This window comes from Paenibacillus sp. BR2-3 (assembly GCF_046529485.1).
In the GTDB taxonomy this organism is placed as follows: Bacteria; Bacillota; Bacilli; order Paenibacillales; family Paenibacillaceae; genus Paenibacillus_AQ.
In genome coordinates this window covers 2262991-2280438 of sequence record NZ_CP126311.1, presented here as the reverse complement: position 1 = coordinate 2280438, position 17448 = coordinate 2262991, and the positions used below count along the sequence as shown (strand labels likewise).

Below are 17448 nucleotides of genomic sequence, written 5' to 3'. Positions count from 1 at the left end.
TCAGCTTCCTGATCATGCAAGAATAAACTTCCGCTAAAGGCGGTCCGGATAGCCATTTACTTCGATGGTCTTAATTGTGCCACAAACTCACGGATTTGCAAAAGACCCTCGCTTCGCGTATCGGGATTGTCCAGCAGCGGTATGACGTCCTCAACTTTGCGGACAATGGCGCTGCCGACAACCACACCATCGCAAATGCTCGCAAAACGGGCAACCTGTTCTCCAGTAGAAATACCAAAGCCAACCGCCACCGGCAAATCTGTCGCTTGACGAACAGAGTTGATGAATTCATCCACCCCAACGTGAAAAGAAGCTCTTTCTCCAGTCACGCCTAATGAGGAAACGCAGTATACGAACCCGCTCGCGCCGGATACAATCTTGGCGATACGTTCACTGGAAGTTGGAGCTACCAACGGAATGAGGTTCACTCCGGCTTCGCGGCTGCGGCTGCGCATATCCTCTGATTCCTCTACAGGGAGGTCCGGTATAATAAGACCGCTAATCTCATGATTATTCAGCTCTGCGAAGAAAGTATCCAACCCCATCTGCAGGACCGGGTTGTAATAAGTGAAGAGAATGAAAGGCAGCTCACTTCCGGCTTGACGAGCCTTGAGCGCAGTCTCCATACAGGTTCGCACATGAATGCTTCCCTTCAGCGCACGTGCGGAAGCGCGCTGTATAACAGGCCCGTCCGCAAGCGGATCCGAATAAGGAACGCCCAGCTCGAGCATGTCAGCTCCAGCCGCTTCAAGCTCCTTGATAATAGCAAGTGTAGTTTCCAGATCAGGATCGCCTACCGTCAGGAAAGGAATCAGTGCCGCCCGTCCCTGCTCCTTAAGCTGCCGGAAAGCCACATCCATACGATTCGTTGTATCGGTTGTCATTACTTTTCCGCCCCTTCCGTGTAGGCCAAGATGGATTCAACGTCTTTATCTCCTCGGCCCGACAGACAGATAACTACAATATCGTCCTTAGTCAAGCCTGGAGCAATCTTGGCTACATGTGCAATAGCATGAGCCGATTCAAGAGCAGGGATGATTCCTTCGGTTAAACACAGAAGTTTTAATGCTTCCAGGGCTTCAGCGTCCGTAACAGGAACATATTGAGCCCGTTTTATATCTTTCAAATAGGAATGCTCGGGACCCACACCCGGATAATCCAGACCCGCCGATATGGAATGAGCTTCTTGGACTTGCCCGTGCTCATCCTGCAGAAGATAACTCATTGAGCCTTGGAACACACCGTGGCTTCCCTTGCTCATAGTAGCAGCATGGAAAGGGGTATCAACGCCTCTCCCAGCCGCTTCCACGCCGATCATCCCCACACTCTCATCCCCAACAAAAGGATAGAACATCCCGATGGCATTACTACCGCCGCCTACGGCAGCCACGAGCAGATCCGGCAGACGTCCTTCAGCCTCCAGAATCTGGCGCCGTGTTTCGTCTCCAATAATCCGCTGAAAATTACGGACCATCATTGGATACGGATGCGGCCCTACCGCAGAGCCCAGCACGTAGAATGTATCGTCCACATGGCTGACCCAGTAGCGGAGTGCTTCATTGCCGGCGTCTTTCAGTGTGCGAGTACCGGACGTAACCGGGATAACCTCAGCTCCGAGCAGCTTCATACGGAATACGTTAAGCGCCTGGCGGCGGGTGTCCTCTTCGCCCATAAACACCTTGCATTCCATACCGAGCAGTGCAGCTACAGTAGCTGTGGCAACACCGTGCTGGCCAGCTCCTGTCTCAGCGATTACCTTTGTTTTACCCATCATTTTAGCCAGAATCCCCTGCCCGATGGCGTTGTTGATTTTATGTGCGCCCGTATGGTTGAGATCTTCACGCTTTAAATATATTTTGGCTTGTCCAAGGTGCTTGCTCAGACGCTCTGCATAGTAAAGCGGCGTCTCCCGCCCGGAATACTGCTTGAGGAGATAATCTATTTCTTTCTGAAAAGCGGGGTCACCGGAATACTTACGGTAGGCTTCCTCCAGCTCAATCAGTGCATTCATCAAAGTTTCGGGCACGAAGCGCCCTCCAAAAGCACCAAAACGTCCATGTTGATCTGGTACTTGTATCATAAATGCTTCACCCTTTCCACAAAAGCTGTCATTTTGGCAATATCCTTTACGCCGTCCGTTTCCACTCCGCTGGATACATCCACTCCATCCGGTGAGTAGCCTTCCAGCAGCTCTCCTACATTTCCGGGATGAAGTCCCCCGGCTACAAACAGCGGTAGACCAAGGCTTGCCGCCTGCTCTTGATAGGCCGGAATTTCCTCCCAGGCAAACGTACGGCCGGAGCCGCCGCTCTGCTGGGGATCATAGGTATCCAGTAGCAGCGCATCTACAGTCCCGGCATAGCTATTGATTATATTGTAACTATTTCCAGTCTTATCGTCTTTATTAACGATTACGGAGAGCGCCTTCCATACCTGAACCTGAGGAAAAGCCTCCTGTACCTCGCGGCAAAAACCCGGGCTTTCGTCACCATGGAGCTGAATCACGTCCAGCGATACGGTGGAGAGCAGCTCTCTCAATTCGGCGATTTCCGGATTAACAAAAACCCCAGCAGCCTTGGGTACCTCTCCAGTCCTCCATCCCGCTAGTTCGGCTACCAGCACCGCAGCTGTATCCGCCGATACTCTGCGGCGGCTCGGCGCAAAGACAAATCCGATATAATCCACAGGCAAGTTTACCATAGATTTTAGCACTTCAACGTCCTGAAGTCCACAGATTTTTACCATTGTCTCAGTCATTCCGGATCCGATCCCTTCCTTCAGGCAGAGGGCCCAATAATCCATTGACAGCGTCCTCCACATTGGGTTGCCGCATCAAATACTCACCCACCAGCACTCCCCCGGCACGGGTTCCTTTTAGAAACTCAATATCCATAGGTCCTGCTATTCCGCTCTCGCTAATGATAGGAACACCTTGGGGTATGAGAGCCGCAAGCTCTGCCGTAGTGTTCAAAGAGGTTTCAAAAGTACGCAAATTACGGTTATTGATACCCAGCAGCACATGATTATGCACTGCCTTTCCGGTGCTCAGCACCGCTTCCAGTTCACTGCGGTCATGGACCTCAATTAGCACATCAAGCCCAAGACTTGCGGCAGTATCCGTAAAGGCCGACAGCACAGCAGGTGTCAAAATCGCGGCAATCAGCAGCACAGCGTCGGCCCCCAGCAAACGCGCCTCGTAGATTTGCTTCTCATCAATAATAAAATCCTTGCGCAAGAGCGGAAGACCCACGGCTTCGCGAACCTGCTGCAAATAAGCGCCACTGCCCTGGAAGTAGTCGGCATCCGTAAGCACAGACAGACAATCCGCACCACCAGCCTCGTATCCTCTGGCGATAGCAGCAGGATCGAAATCGGCACGGATTAATCCTTTTGAGGGTGATGCCTTTTTCACTTCGGCGATGAGACCGAGATCTCTCTTCCTCCGTGTCGTAAGAGCTTCACGAAAGCCTCGTGTTGCCGGCATGGCAGCTATATCACGCTCTGCTTTTTCCAAGGTAAATGACTTACTGAGAGCTTCTACTTCTTTAATCTTGGTGGAGACGATTTTATCAAGATACATAGTTGAACTCCTCCGTCACGGCTACAAGCTGTTTCAGCTTAGCTAATGCTTGGCCTGAATCTACTACCGCCTTCGCTGTGTCCACGCCTCCGGCCAGTGAATCGGCAAGTCCGGCGACATAAATGCAGGCTCCCGCATTCGCCAGTACAATATCCCGGTAAGGGCTTATGGATCCTTGAAGCACGGAGGTGATGATAGCCGCATTCTCGGCGGCATCTCCCCCTAGAACAGTCTCCAGCGGATGGCTTTCAAGTCCCAGATCGTGGGGAAGCACCTCATAGGTAGTCACAATTCCTTCACGCAGTTCCGATACCTGCGTAGGAGCAGAAATGCTGATTTCGTCCAGTCCATCCAGACTGCTTACGACCATTGCCCGCTTGGAGCCAAGCTCCTTCAGCACAGTTGCAACGGTCTCTGTCTTGCTGCGGTCATAGATTCCGAGGAGCTGACGGTCGGCTCCAGCGGGATTTGTAAGCGGCCCAAGCATATTGAAGACCGTCCGAACCCCAAGCTCGCGGCGCGGCGCGGCCGCATGGCGCATGGAGGGGTGATAGATTTGCGCAAAAAGAAAGCAAATCCCAATACTGTCCAGACATTGCCGCGCCTGTTCAGCGTTCAGGTGTATGTTGACTCCGAGCGCCTCCAGGACATCGGCGCTGCCCGCTTTGCCAGAAGCTGAACGGTTGCCGTGTTTGGCCACACGCACCGAAGCCGCAGAGGAGATAATCGCTGAAGCTGTGGAAATATTGAACTTATGGATGCCTGAACCTCCTGTGCCGCAGGTATCCAGCAGACGGGTGCTCTCGGTTACCACATGTGTTCCGAATCCGCGCATTGCCTCCGCAAAGCCGGTAATTTCATCTACCGTTTCCCCTTTGATCCGCAGCGCTGTCAACAGAGAGCCGATTTGCGCAGGTGTCGCATTCCCTTCCATAATAGCGCCCATAATCTCCTTGGCCTGAGTTCTCGACAGGTTCTTGCCTTCAATCAGGCCTCTGATTCCAGCCTGCATGATTTCCATTGCTTCCATCTCTCTCTTCCTCCCAGCCATTATGAAAATAACTTGTTCAATATCTTTCAGACCCTTATCAGGGTGTGTATTCGTATAAATAATCCTGGTTGATTACCTCAGTCTCTTTCGCCGCAGGAGGGAACATCGCTTCCGCCATCCGAATTGCTTTCAGCATACCTTTGGCCTTGTTGACAGTCTCCTCATATTCTTTCTCCGGAACAGAGTCCCAGACAATCCCCGCTCCTGCCTGGACATAAGCACGTCCTTTGCGGAAAATAATCGTACGAATCGTAATACATGAATCCATGTTACCGGAAAACCCGAGATAACCAATCGCTCCGGCGTAGGCTCCTCTAGCTTCCTTCTCCAACTCCGCTATAATCTCCATGGCCCGCAGCTTCGGTGCACCTGAGACGGTCCCTGCAGGAAGGCAAGAGAGGAAGGCATCGAAGAAATCCTTGTCTTCACGCAGAGTCCCTGAAACGTTGGATACCATATGCATGACATGTGAATATCTTTCGATTTCCATAAAAGAATCACATTTTACCGTTCCGAACTTGGACACACGCCCCAGATCATTGCGGCCGAGATCGACCAGCATCAAATGTTCTGCCCTCTCTTTCTCATCCTCCAGCAGTTCGGCAGCAAGCGCACGATCCAAAGCTTCATTCTCGCCACGCGGACGCGTACCTGCAATCGGCCGGGTCTCGAGCCGGTCTCCATCCACCTTGACAAGTGCCTCCGGTGAAGTGCCTACAATAATCTCATCATCCATTTTTAAATAATACATGTAAGGTGAAGGATTAAGCGTACGCAGCATCCGGTAAACATGGAGCGGCGAAACTTCTGTCTCGATGTGGAACCGCTGGGATAACACCACCTGAAAAATATCCCCGGCGCGAATATACTCTTTTGCCTGCTCCACATTCCCTATATATTGTTCCTTGGTAAGGTTGGACTTGATGTCCCCAAGCTCGATATCCTTCGGGATACTGCGACGGTTGACATTCTCCTTCGGTCCTTCCTTTTGCAGCTCTTCCGCCATAATCTCCAGCTTGCCGCTAAGCTCCTCGTAATTCGCTCTGATATCGGAGTCGGTGTCACCGTCCTTAATATGCAGGTTGCCTACAAGCAGAATTTGCTGCTTCACATGATCGAACACGATGATACGGTCACAGAACATAAAGCGGATGTCATCCATATGGAGATCATCGTTGGCATGTGCAGGCAGTTTTTCGTAATATTGCAATAGATCGTATCCGAAAAATCCAATGGCTCCACCCGTAAAAGGCGGCATTTCATCCAGCTTCGGACTGCGGTACGAACGAAGCAGTGCCTTTAGTTCTTCAATCGGCTTACCCTGAAGCTGCTTCTTTTCGCCGCCGCACTCTACGTTTATGACACCCTTTTTACCGGAAATCATCAGAAACGGATCACTGCCAATGAAGGAATACCGGGCCCACTGAATGCCTCCCTCCACACTTTCAAGCAAGAAAGCGCGGTCGCGTCCTGCAAAACGCTGGAATATGCGGATAGGCGTCTCCATATCGGCGAGCAGCCGTTTCACCACAGGGATCAGATTATATTGTCTTGACATGGATACCGCTTCTTCAACACTGGGGTTTGTCATTTGGGGCCTCCTTGAAGATGTATTAGGGTTCAAAAAACAGAAAAACCTCCACCGAAGTAGAGGTTTATGTAAGTAAGTATCTGAAAAAGAGCATAGGACCGGTAACGCACCCTACAGTTACGCCCAAATCGGAATACGCCGATATAACAAAAAAACTCCAGCGTATCTTAAAAGACAGACACTGTAAAAAACGATAGCCGATTATACTTAAAAATCCTTGTGCACTCTGCTCATCTATACTCATCTCAACTAAACTCAACTTCACTCGTCTAATTACACTATACATGATGCTGACAGCCATTGACAACCCCGAGCTTCGGTTTATGATTTGTTTTGGGATAAGTCAGGACGCAGCTTCTGCGCTTCGTTCAGATATACATGCCGGATTTCCCGCTGGCTCTTGTCTGTGTTAACCTGTACCATCAACCGTATGCATTGCGGAAGACTGCCCTTGACCGGGATTTCCGTAGAACACATTAGCGGCACCATTTCCCAGCCCTCTATCTCGCGGATTGCCCGCGCCGGAAACGTGGCGTCCAGATCAGCAGTCATCGTGATCCACACACTGCAAATATCTTCAGCAATAACATGATTACGCTCTACAATTTCCCGCAGCAGCACAACGGTTTCATGTAAAATCTCCGTTTCCTCATTGCGGGCAACGGTCGTCGCTCCGCGAATTCCCCGGTTTACCACGGGCTTCCCTCCTTCTTAAGCTGTGCAAGAACCTCACGAACAGCGGACTCCGGCACATCATTGACTATACTTACGGAGCCTATGGAATCCGGCACAACGAACGTCATTTTGCCTTCCTTGAATTTCTTGTCATGCATCATAGCCTCCATCAGCTCATCCTCCCCGTATTGGGAGGGGAGAGTCACCGGAAGAGAGAGAGCGGTCAGCATCGATACCGTTTCCTCATAAATGGACTTATCCTTGCCCAGCTTGGCAGCCAGCAACGCAGCACCTGCCATACCGATAGAAATCGCCTCACCATGCAGAAATACACCGTAACCGCCTACCGCCTCAATGGCGTGGCCGATCGTATGCCCAAGATTCAGAATCGCCCGAAGGCCCTGTTCCCGCTCATCAACAGCAATTACATCAGCCTTGATTGCACAGCCGCGCTCCAGCGCATGGCCCAGTGCTTCAGGATCAAGAGCCAGCAGCTCCGAAGCATGTGCCCGGCACCAGTATGCAAATTCGCGGTCCACAATCAGACCGTGCTTCACGACTTCCGCCAGCCCGGAGGCTACCTGACGCGGAGGAAGAGTGCTTAACGTATCCAGATCGTACAGGACCATTGAAGGCTGGTAAAATGCACCGATCATATTTTTGGCGAGAGGATGATTAACTGCGACCTTACCGCCTACGCTGCTGTCATGCGCAAGAATGGTTGTAGGCATTTGCAGAAATCCGATCCCGCGCATATAGGTTGCAGCCACAAAGCCAGCAAGATCGCCAACAACGCCGCCACCCAATGCGAGTACAGCAGAACTGCGGTCCAGACCGGCTTTAATGGCCGTTGTCATAATCTCTTCATAGACTGCAAGCGATTTGGAAGCCTCACCAGCAGGTATGATGTGACTGATCACCGTATAGCCATGTTCCCGTAGCCGGGATTCCAAAGCCGGCAAATAGAGCGGGGCTACCGAGCTGTCACTGACGAGCAGCAGCGGACTGCGAACCGGAAAACCGGCTTCGGCACACCGTGTACCGATATTTTGTAAAAGGCCGCTTCCGATATGAATGGGATAAGAACGTTCGCCCAAATCTACTGTTATACTCCGCATAATCAGTAGCTCTCCAGCTGCAGCAGATAATTGTCGTAGTTAGCCTTAATCTCTTCCAGGGAATCCCCGCCGAACTTGTCCAGGAAGGCTTTGGCGATTTCCCAGGCAACTGCATTCTCAAGCACGACACAGGCTGCGGGTACAGCACATGCATCGGAACGTTCCACTTGCGCCGTAAAAGGTTCCTTGGTATCAATATCCACGCTCTTCAGCGGCTTGTACAAGGTCGGAATCGGCTTCATTACTCCGCGGACTACAACCGGCATCCCGTTCGTCATACCGCCTTCAAAGCCGCCCAGACGATTACTGGCCCGGTAGTATCCCTGCGCCGCGTCATACATAATTTCGTCATGCACCTGTGAGCCCCTCAGCTTGCCGGCTTCAAAGCCGATTCCGATTTCTACGCCCTTAAAGGCGTTAATCGACATAACAGCTCCAGCAATGGCTCCATCCAGCTTACGGTCAGATTGTACATGACTGCCAAGTCCTACCGGCAGACCTTCGACGACGCACTCCACAATACCACCGATGGAATCGCCTTCCTCCTTGATCTTGTCTATGTAAGACTCCATCTTAAGCTCCGTCTCTTTATCTACAACTCTTACAGAGGACTGTTCCGTTAACTCGATCAATTCATCTATTGGCAAATTATTTGCAGGTGCTTCTATCTCGCCAATACGAATAACTTGTCCTGCGATCTTGACTCCAAAGGCTGCCAGCAGCTGTCTCGCAACAGCACCGCAGGCTACTCTGGCCGCTGTTTCACGCGCACTGGACCTCTCCAGTACATTGCGGAGATCCGTCAGATTATATTTCAATCCGCCATTCAGATCCGCATGACCGGGACGCGGCCGGTTTACACGCCGTTTCTCTTCATCGCTGCCTGGAATCGGTTCTATATTCATAATGTTCTGCCAATGTGTCCAGTCCTTGTTCTCTACCACCAAAGCAACTGGAGCACCTGTCGTAAAGCCGTGACGCACGCCGCCGACAATTTGTGCGGTATCCTTCTCAATTTGCATACGACGTCCTCGTCCATAACCTTTTTGACGCCGCTGCAGTTGAAAATTAAGCTCTTCAAAATTCAGTATCAGATTGCTGGGTAAACCTTCAATAATGGCTGTAAGCTGGGGGCCGTGCGTTTCCCCCGCCGTCAAATAGCGTAAACTCATGCTGCGTTCCCCCTTCACACTTTCAAACTGTAAACCGCTAAAATCCTAATATCTTTGCTCATTATAGTATAGGGAAACCTCTTTGACAAGAAAACTGAATTCATGCTGTTTCTAAAATAAAAGCGCCGTCCTGTTACCCCAAGGGTAAAGGCGACGCTGCTTCAGAAGCAATACTCTGGTTTCGGATTAGCTCCCGATAGGCTGGCTTTGCGGAGGATAGGACTGCTTGTTCTCCTCCTGCTGCAGAAGACGCTTCAACTGCATTTCCTCCACGCCGAGAATTTGCCCGCATTCGCGAACCGTAATGAATCCGCGCCTGTATGCGGCAATAACCTTGCTTTTGTCCATTGTGTATTTACGACCTTTCGCTTGGCATGCTGAACCTACTATGCAGTATCAGTTTATACACGCGAAAGTATACGTAGAAATAAGAGTACGGATGATGGCCTGAATATTATTTTTTACGGTAGAAGAACGTTTCCGTTGATTCGAAGCCGTACTGGGATGGCGTAAAAATCTGCTCCGTGCTGCCTACGAACAAATATCCGCCTGGACGCAGGCTGTTCGAGAACTTTTGATATAGCTTGCCCTTGGCCTCTTCAGTGAAATAGATCATCACATTGCGGCAAATGATGAGGTCAAAGCCTTCGTCGAACTTGTCCAGGAGCAGATTTTGTTTGCGGAAATCGATATTTTTTTTCAGCGACTCGTCAACCTTATATACCGGCCCTTCGGGCTTAAAGTAACGTTCTGCCACATCCTTTGGCACATCCTTAAGGGAACGTTCCAAATAAATGCCCTGCTTTGCCTTGAACAAGGCTCCGTCATCAATATCCGTGGCCAGAATTCCGGTATTCGCAAGAATATCCTTACCGGACAGAATCATGGCTAGCGTATAAGGCTCTTCCCCAGTGGAGCATGCGGCGCTCCACAGCTTCAGTCTGCGGCCGCCGCGCTGCAGTTCAGGCAGGATCACATCACGCAAAATTTCCCAGCGATTCGGATTACGCCAGAATTCGGAGACATTAATCGTCATCCGGTCCAGAAATTCATAAAATAAAGACTTATCCTTCATCATTGCAGTAAAAAATTCGGCAAAGCTATGAAATCCGTTCTTCACACGAAGAGTGGTCAGGCGCCGCTTCATCTGTGCTTCTTTATATTGAGCCAGATCTATTCCGGTGCTTTGTTTGATATTATGAATAAACCCAATGTAATCGGGGTCCGCAATTGTGGCTTCACGTTCGGACATGATTTTCCCCTGCCTCCTGCCGGATCTTAAATCCAAGCTGCGATGTCTTTATGATACTGGGCCAGTTCTTCCGGGGCAAAGAAATTGGCAATTTCCCGCTGTGCGCTCTCCGGTGAATCCGAGCCGTGAATCAGGTTGAGCGGCGTATGGCTGGCGAAATCCCCGCGGATGGTGCCCGGTAAAGCTTCACCTACCTTGGTCTTGCCTATGAGCAGCCGTGACAAGGCCACGACGTCATCCCCCTCCCAGACCATGGCAAATACAGGACCCGAGGTAATAAAAGAAACCAGTTCCGGAAAAAATTCCTTTCCTTCATGCTCCGCATAATGTTTCTTTGCCTGCTGTTCTGTAATCGTTATCAGCTTGGCGGCTGCCAATTTGAAGCCTTTGTCCTCCAGACGGGCAACGATACGGCCAATTAATCCGCGCTGCACACCATCGGGCTTGATCATCAGATATGTCTGCTCCATAGAGTCCACTCTCCATTTCTCTTTTCGAAGGATGTGTTTTTTACGATATTTTAACAGAAACAACAGCCTCTGTGAACGCTTAATATCGGATTTGCAAGCCTCTCATCGTCAGGCTCCTAATAAGCTCTCCCGGTAACGAAAAAAGCAATGTCGCGCAAGCTGCGCTTGGTCTTGTTGTTAGGCAGACCATCGAGCGCTGCCAACGCCTTGGTTATGTAGTGTGAAGCCAGTTCCTCCGCCCGGCTGATTCCTTCACCGGAGAGGATCAGATCAATGGCCCGCCCTACCCCGTTGCGGCCTTCGCGGATTAATTCCAGCTCCTCAAGCAAGAGGTCCCGGAGCCTGTCATCTTCAAGACTGTATATCACCGGCAAGGTGATGTTGCCCTGTCGCATATCGCTGCCCGGAGGCTTGCCGATTTGTTTCTCGGTCCCGGAAAGATCCAGGAGATCATCTCGAATCTGGAAGGCCATCCCAACATTGTATCCGTAGTTGTAGAGCAGCCGTGCATCTTCCGGGTCTGCATCTGCGGCAAGTGCGCCAAGCTGGCAGCTGATCGCAATCAGCAGCGCCGTTTTGCGGCGAATACGCCGCAAGTAATGGCGAACACTCTGCTCACTGTTGAAGAAATCACGAATTTGCTCCATTTCGCCAATGGACATTTCTACCATCGCTTTAGACAAAATCTGGTGGATTCGCGGATTTTTCAGCTCGCTGGTCATAACCAATGCCTTCGCATAAATATAATCACCGGTGTACATGGCAATTTTATCGCCCCATTTAGCCTTTACAGTCGGCTCACCACGCCGGAGGTCCGCATCATCTATAACATCGTCGTGAACGAGCGATGCGCTGTGGATCAGTTCCAAGGGAACCGCAACACGCTTCAGCTTCTCCAGGTCATACTGTCCGAATTTACCGCCCATAAGCACAAATACAGGACGCAGACGTTTACCCCCGGCCTTCAGCAAGTGAAGAGAGGTCTCGGTCAGCAGGGCATCGTCGCCCTGGACACTGCGGTATAACTCTTTTTCGATATGATCCATATCTTTATTCAGCAAACCGAATATTTGCAGTCGTTTCATTCCTTCACCCTAGTCAGCAGATTGTGACTCCAAAGCTCCATCTTCACTTCCTGCGGCAGCAGGCCCAATTCGTAGGCATAGCGGAAATAGAGGTTCAGACCTTTCTGCTGCCTTTCTCCAAAATCATAGCATAAATTACGGAAGTACCCGTACCAATAGGCCTCGGTTCCTCCGACCATGGAGCAGGCATCACGGACAATCGGCACAAGATCCCTGAGACCACGTTTCTTACTTTCCGCAAAGGCGTCAGCAATCTCCGATATGGCCTCCTGCTTTTTAAGTGCAGCTTCTCTATTTACGGCCCAGACTGCAAATGTCATCCCCAGGCCTGTCCACTCTTTCCAAAGTGCCCCGAGATCTGTAACGATATACCCTTGATCCTGCCAGGAAGCCTTAATTGCATTATCACCTATCAGCAGACAAGCGTCGGCATTCTCCATCATGACATCCAGATCGGGGTCAACGCTAATGTACTGCGGCTTTCCCCCATAAGCCTTCTCCAATAAAATCTTCAGCAGATTGACCGAGGTTGCGGAAGTGTTGGTTAAAGCAATGACACCGTTCGCTGCCTCCTTTACGGGAACCCGTGAAAACAGGAGGATAGACTTGACAGGGCCCTCCGAGCTGACGGATAAATCCGGCAGCAGGAGCAGCCTGTCACTGGCTTCAGCATAAGCGAAAGAAGATAACGCCCCGACATGAATGCTGCCTTCGCTCATGCCCCGATTCAGAATCGCAGGCACTTCAGTTACCATTTCGGCAGGGTGGCTCAGGGAAGCAGGATGGAAATTATGAAATACCGGCCATGAGTTTGTATAGCTGATTTTGCCGATAACGGTAGGCCCGTTAATGTCCATAAGTTCAACCCTCCCATCTGCGAAATAAAGCATGTTCAATATTGAAGCTGTCCAGCACTTTGCCAACCATAAAGTTCACGAGATCCTCCAAGCTCTGCGGACCAAAATAAAAGGCGGGCATGGCTGGAATCATTCGAACTCCCAAACGGGACAGCTTCAGCATATTTTCAAGATGAATCGCATGCAGCGGCGTTTCGCGGGGAACGAGCACGAGCTGGCGCCCTTCCTTCAGCATAACGTCTGCCGCACGTGTCATCAGATTATCCGAGGTTCCATTGGCTACAGCTGACAGCGTTCCCATTGAGCAAGGCATAATAATCATACCCTCTACACGGAAGGAGCCGCTGGCTATAGACGCACCTATATCGCCGATAGGGTGATACAGCAGAGAACCGGGGCAGTCTTTGAACTTATCGCTCAAAAAACCGTCCCGGTCTGAGGTATTAACGCCGAGCTCTTCCTTGAGTACGCGCCAGCCCGCATGACTAACAACCAAATGCACAGTATATCCCATAGACAGCAAAGTTTCAGTAAGGCGAACACCATAAATCGCACCGCTCGCCCCGGTAATCCCGACAACAAAGCTCTTAGGTTTCGTGTGGATCATTTGTAGAACTGCACCACCAAGTCAATCAAAGTGAACGAGAATACCACGATGCTGAGCACGCCGTTCATGGTGAAAAATGCGGTTTGCAAACGGCTTAAATCGCTCGGAGATACAATATGATGCTCATAAAAAAGAATAATGTAGGCGATCAGCATACCGGCAACATACCACCAGCTCAAATCGGTAATAAACAGTAGAGATACGAAACCAACCCCGGTCAAAATGTGGAACACACGGGCTATGACGAGAGCACGCGCAACGCCGAACCGGACTGGAATGGAGTACAGCCCTTCATTCGTATCAAACTCAACATCCTGGCAGGAATAAATGATATCGAATCCAGCCGTCCAGAACACAATCGTGAAGTAGAATACCATGGCCGTCCAGTCTACATTTCCTGTTACCGCTACCCATCCGCCGAGCGGCGCCAGGGCGATCGTTAGGCCCAGAATAAGATGACATGCCCAGGTAAAACGTTTGGTAAAAGAATAAAAGACCAGTAGAAAGACAGCGATTGGCAGCAGCTTCGTAGATAGAGAGTTCAGTTGAAAAGCGGCCCAGAATAACAGAAAAAATGAAACAGCGATAAATAAAATGACTTCTCCCGTCTTTAGAAGTCCCACGGGAATTGCCCTTCCGGCTGTCCGGGGATTTTTGGCGTCGCTTATCCGGTCAATCAGACGATTCAGTCCCATGGCCGCACTGCGTGCTCCAAACATCGCGATGACTATCCAACCAATCTTACTCCATGACGGCAATGATCCGAACATTACAACAGAGCCGAGTAATGCTCCCATAAAGGCAAAGGGTAAAGCAAATACCGTATGCTCAAACTTGATCATTTGCAAAAAAATGCCCATTTTCTTAAACATCAAAGTTTCTCCTTGAGTCCAATATGTAATGCCGCGATGCCTCCGGTCAAGGGGAAAGATTCCACTTTCTGCAATCCGGTTTCACGAAAAATCGAGGCCAGCTGCTGCCGGTCGGGAAAGATCGCTAAAGATTCAGGAAGCCATTTATATTGCTGATAGCTCTTGGCGAACAGTTTGCCCAGCAAGGGCAGAACGCGCCGGAAATAAAAATAATATATGCCTTTGAAGGGCTGAACCGTAGGCTTGGACAGCTCCAGACAGACCACCATACCGCCAGGCTTCACAACACGCTTCATTTCGTTCAGTACCTGAACCAGATCCGGCACATTCCGCAAACCGAAACCGATGGTTGCATAATCGAAAGAATGATCTCCGAAAGGAAGATTCATTGCATTCCCCTGTACGAGAGAGATTTGCTCTCCAAGCCCGCGTTCTTCAATCTTGCGGCGGCCAACCTCAAGCATTCCCGCGCTGAAATCAAGCCCGACAACAGATCCGTTTCCTGTAGTTTCAGCCATTGTAATACTCCAGTCACAGGTGCCGCAGCATAAATCTACCGCATTATCTCCCGGCTTCATCGCCATTTTCTTCATAGCGAATTTACGCCATGCTTTGTGGCGGCGAAAGCTTAAAATATCGTTCATAATATCATAATTGCCAGCTATGCTTTCGAATACCGAATGTACGTACTGCTCTTTCGGCTTCACAGTAACCTCAGGACCGGCAGTTGTTTTCTCAATAGACATTCATTAACCCTCCCCGGCGGCTTGTCCCGAAATTTTCATCTGCAGGAGGAAGCGGTCCAGTGCAGCATTGAGTTCGTTAATTAAGCTCTCATCTTTAATTCCCTGCAGCATTCCCTGAATGGTATCCACAGATTTGTGCAGCTTGTCCCTAAGCAGGGAATCACACTTATATTTCATCTTTAACTTCTTCCAATCCTTGAGATCCAGACTACGATCCCGAAGCAGTTGTTTCTCATCCTCTGCTGCAGCCTCAAGTATATGCCAGTAACTGTAACCGTCAAACGCACTTGATGGCTCTCCGCCTCGCCGCAGTTCCACCGCAACCGTCTCGCATTGGCAGAATTCACGAAGCAGATTTTGCCACAGCTCTTTAAGCGAATCTTCAATCATTGGGGTAAAAGAAAGGAACAGCCGCATATTCAGCTGTACCATGTGCCGAAGATATTGTTCACCCGAGAAGAGCATTCCCTTCATCTTGCTGTAAAGGTTCGCCTTCATCACATTCAATTCAGCGATTGCCGCGCTAAGGATGCCAACCATCTCAATTTGCTCATGTCTTGCGAGTAACTGGTAGAACCAGCTGCTGAAATAGTCTCCTGCAAGCACCTTAAGCTGACGGGAGCGCATAGGATCTCCACCCGGTTCTCCGTTTGAACGGTCAATAGCTTCATGGGTATCCAGGCCCAGCTGTATAAGTGTAGTTACCAACGTGTATAATTCATCATTTCGTTGGGGGCCCGTAGTACCATGGTTCAGAAAAATATATAACAAATGTCCACGGACATCAGGAAACGGCGGCAATTCCGTATGCCGCTGAATCATGTCGTAGTCGGTATAGGGTTTAGCTAGCTGTGGTATGCGGTACGGTTTCATTTCAGCCTCCGAGCCAATGACATTATGACAGTTACTTTGTTCACAATCTTGTCTATTATATCACATGTTATTTTGTCACGCACCGTGGACGGTCCTAGTTTCTTTTACCCCGCTCAGGGAGTTATGAACTGCTTTTTCCAAAGATCGCTTTCGCTAATCCGAAAACCGGTCTGAACCCGGGCCGAGAGAAGATTATTCCCCGCAGATTCAAGTTCACGCTGCAGCTCGCGGGACCATTCTTCACGTCTGATGTCTCCGGCCAGTAAAAGTCGCCGGCTTCCAAGCCATTTGTCCTCAACAATAATACGCAGCAGAAGCTGATTCACATTCGATGTGTCCTGGAAAGCAAAGGAAATGACTTGGGCCATATCCTTATATATCTCGTCCGGTTCATGATCACTGCTTGTAACCTTCAGGTCCAGCGACAGGACCTCGTTCTTCCAGCCCACGCTGTCGATGGGCAGCAGCAGGGGCAGAGCCCCCAGAGTATCTACAAGATTGTCCTCGTTAAGCGTCGTATGACCGCCGCCGATAAAGGTTTCTACAACCCCCTGCTCCTTATGCAGGACGGAATTCAGATCTGCCAGCTTCGGCAATACTACAGCAGATGCCGCGCTTAGCAGCAGAACAGCTCCGACCCACCATGCCCGGTTCATGGATTCTCCCCCTCTATCCAGCGTATCCGTGTCTTTAGGCCTTTATACGATATCTCATACTTACTTATATTTCGAAAAAAAGCAGGCTATGCCTGCTTTTCAGCTTTCACTCTCCAGTTGTCCGTGCTTGCTCCATATTTCGGCTTTGCCGCGAATTTTCATAGCCGAGGTATGATCGGTAAATTGAGCGATGAGCACCTCGCCTTTGTCCAGCTTCTCCGTATGATGAAACCTTGTATCCAGGCCTCTGGTTAACCCGATTACCTGAACACCGTTCTCCTTCGCTTTGACTACGATATAATCGCTGCCTGCGGGTACCGGGTTGCCGGAATTTTTGTTATCAGTCATATCTCTGATCCTCCTCTGAATGTATTTAGAATGTACCTGTATGCCATTCAAAAAACAAATGCCGCCTTGGAGGGCGGCATGGTTGTGTATAACCAAATTAGGATATGGATATGTAGAAATCTTTATTTGATTCCGTCTTTAAGCGCTTTACCGGGTTTGAATGCCGGAACTTTGCTCGAAGGAATTTCGATTTCTTCACCGGTTTGCGGATTACGGCCTTTACGTGCTGAACGCTCGCGCACCTCAAAGTTTCCAAATCCAACCAATTGCACTTTGTCACCGCCTTGCAGAGCTTCCGTAATGGCTTCGAATACAGCATCTACAGCTTTGGTAACATCTTTCTTGGGAAGTTCAGTTGCTTCCGTTACTGCGTTGATCAAATCTGATTTGTTCATGTCTTCTCACCTCCCCGACCAATGTGTTGCAATATCACTCACTGTTTCCGTTTACGCGTAAAATATACGTGATAACCCGCTATCAGCAAGACTCTGGCGC

Annotated in this window: 21 protein-coding genes; all 21 read right to left on the bottom strand. The window is 50.1% G+C overall.

Translation table 11 applies throughout. The features are described 5' to 3' along the window. Positions 1-56: 56 nt before the first annotated feature. Positions 57-884, bottom strand: coding sequence for a tryptophan synthase subunit alpha (gene trpA / locus PaeBR_RS10870; RefSeq protein WP_410514819.1), 828 nt, complete (start codon positions 882-884; stop codon positions 57-59). Continuing rightward, complete coding sequence (trpB, locus tag PaeBR_RS10865; protein WP_410514818.1) at positions 884-2080, bottom strand: tryptophan synthase subunit beta; 1197 nt, start codon at positions 2078-2080, stop codon at positions 884-886. The genes trpA and trpB overlap by 1 nt, the downstream gene beginning before the upstream one ends. After that, positions 2077-2757 carry a phosphoribosylanthranilate isomerase gene (locus PaeBR_RS10860; protein WP_410514817.1) on the bottom strand — a complete coding sequence of 227 codons (681 nt, stop codon included), beginning with the start codon at positions 2755-2757 and terminating at the stop codon, positions 2077-2079. The genes trpB and PaeBR_RS10860 overlap by 4 nt, the downstream gene beginning before the upstream one ends. Continuing rightward, positions 2750-3580, bottom strand: coding sequence for an indole-3-glycerol phosphate synthase TrpC (gene trpC, locus PaeBR_RS10855; RefSeq protein WP_410514816.1), 831 nt, complete (start codon positions 3578-3580; stop codon positions 2750-2752). Before trpC ends, PaeBR_RS10860 begins: the two co-directional genes overlap by 8 nt. After that, on the bottom strand, positions 3570-4610 hold the full coding sequence (gene trpD / locus PaeBR_RS10850; protein ID WP_410514815.1) for an anthranilate phosphoribosyltransferase: 1041 nt from the start codon (positions 4608-4610) through the stop codon (positions 3570-3572). Before trpD ends, trpC begins: the two co-directional genes overlap by 11 nt. Before the next feature lie 58 nt (positions 4611-4668). Further along, on the bottom strand, positions 4669-6222 hold the full coding sequence (gene trpE / locus PaeBR_RS10845; RefSeq protein WP_410514814.1) for an anthranilate synthase component I: 1554 nt from the start codon (positions 6220-6222) through the stop codon (positions 4669-4671). 321 nt (positions 6223-6543) lie between these two features. Further along, positions 6544-6918: a chorismate mutase gene (gene aroH, locus PaeBR_RS10840; protein WP_410514813.1), complete on the bottom strand. Its 375-nt coding sequence runs from the start codon at positions 6916-6918 to the stop codon at positions 6544-6546. Beyond that, entirely contained in the window at positions 6912-8015 is a 1104-nt protein-coding gene (gene aroB / locus PaeBR_RS10835) for a 3-dehydroquinate synthase (RefSeq protein WP_410514812.1), read from the bottom strand. Before aroB ends, aroH begins: the two co-directional genes overlap by 7 nt. A gap of 2 nt (positions 8016-8017) precedes the next feature. Next, complete coding sequence (gene aroC / locus PaeBR_RS10830) at positions 8018-9187, bottom strand: chorismate synthase (RefSeq protein WP_410514811.1); 1170 nt, start codon at positions 9185-9187, stop codon at positions 8018-8020. 186 nt (positions 9188-9373) lie between these two features. Then, complete coding sequence (locus tag PaeBR_RS10825) at positions 9374-9535, bottom strand: hypothetical protein (protein ID WP_410514810.1); 162 nt, start codon at positions 9533-9535, stop codon at positions 9374-9376. 106 nt (positions 9536-9641) lie between these two features. Beyond that, entirely contained in the window at positions 9642-10439 is a 798-nt protein-coding gene (locus PaeBR_RS10820; RefSeq protein WP_410514809.1) for a CheR family methyltransferase, read from the bottom strand. A gap of 26 nt (positions 10440-10465) precedes the next feature. Then, positions 10466-10909, bottom strand: coding sequence for a nucleoside-diphosphate kinase (gene ndk / locus PaeBR_RS10815; RefSeq protein ID WP_410514808.1), 444 nt, complete (start codon positions 10907-10909; stop codon positions 10466-10468). Between the two features lie 116 nt (positions 10910-11025). Further along, complete coding sequence (locus PaeBR_RS10810; protein ID WP_410514807.1) at positions 11026-11994, bottom strand: polyprenyl synthetase family protein; 969 nt, start codon at positions 11992-11994, stop codon at positions 11026-11028. Continuing rightward, the gene (locus PaeBR_RS10805; protein ID WP_410514806.1) at positions 11991-12851 is read right to left on the bottom strand and encodes a menaquinone biosynthetic enzyme MqnA/MqnD family protein; all 861 of its coding nucleotides are present in this window, start codon (positions 12849-12851) and stop codon (positions 11991-11993) included. Before PaeBR_RS10805 ends, PaeBR_RS10810 begins: the two co-directional genes overlap by 4 nt. Positions 12852-12855: 4 nt before the next feature. Then, positions 12856-13458 (bottom strand): UbiX family flavin prenyltransferase, encoded by a 603-nt coding sequence (locus PaeBR_RS10800; protein ID WP_410514805.1) that lies wholly within the window; start codon positions 13456-13458, stop codon positions 12856-12858. Further along, positions 13455-14330 carry a UbiA-like polyprenyltransferase gene (locus PaeBR_RS10795; protein WP_410514804.1) on the bottom strand — a complete coding sequence of 292 codons (876 nt, stop codon included), beginning with the start codon at positions 14328-14330 and terminating at the stop codon, positions 13455-13457. Before PaeBR_RS10795 ends, PaeBR_RS10800 begins: the two co-directional genes overlap by 4 nt. Then, entirely contained in the window at positions 14330-15076 is a 747-nt protein-coding gene (locus PaeBR_RS10790) for a demethylmenaquinone methyltransferase (RefSeq protein WP_410514803.1), read from the bottom strand. Before PaeBR_RS10790 ends, PaeBR_RS10795 begins: the two co-directional genes overlap by 1 nt. Positions 15077-15079: 3 nt before the next feature. Then, positions 15080-15949: a heptaprenyl diphosphate synthase component 1 gene (locus tag PaeBR_RS10785; protein ID WP_410514802.1), complete on the bottom strand. Its 870-nt coding sequence runs from the start codon at positions 15947-15949 to the stop codon at positions 15080-15082. 113 nt (positions 15950-16062) lie between these two features. Beyond that, positions 16063-16605, bottom strand: coding sequence for a hypothetical protein (locus PaeBR_RS10780; protein WP_410514801.1), 543 nt, complete (start codon positions 16603-16605; stop codon positions 16063-16065). 99 nt (positions 16606-16704) lie between these two features. Continuing rightward, positions 16705-16953, bottom strand: coding sequence for a trp RNA-binding attenuation protein MtrB (gene mtrB / locus PaeBR_RS10775; protein ID WP_410514800.1), 249 nt, complete (start codon positions 16951-16953; stop codon positions 16705-16707). 122 nt (positions 16954-17075) lie between these two features. Beyond that, the gene (locus PaeBR_RS10770; protein WP_410514799.1) at positions 17076-17348 is read right to left on the bottom strand and encodes an HU family DNA-binding protein; all 273 of its coding nucleotides are present in this window, start codon (positions 17346-17348) and stop codon (positions 17076-17078) included. Positions 17349-17448: the final 100 nt, after the last annotated feature.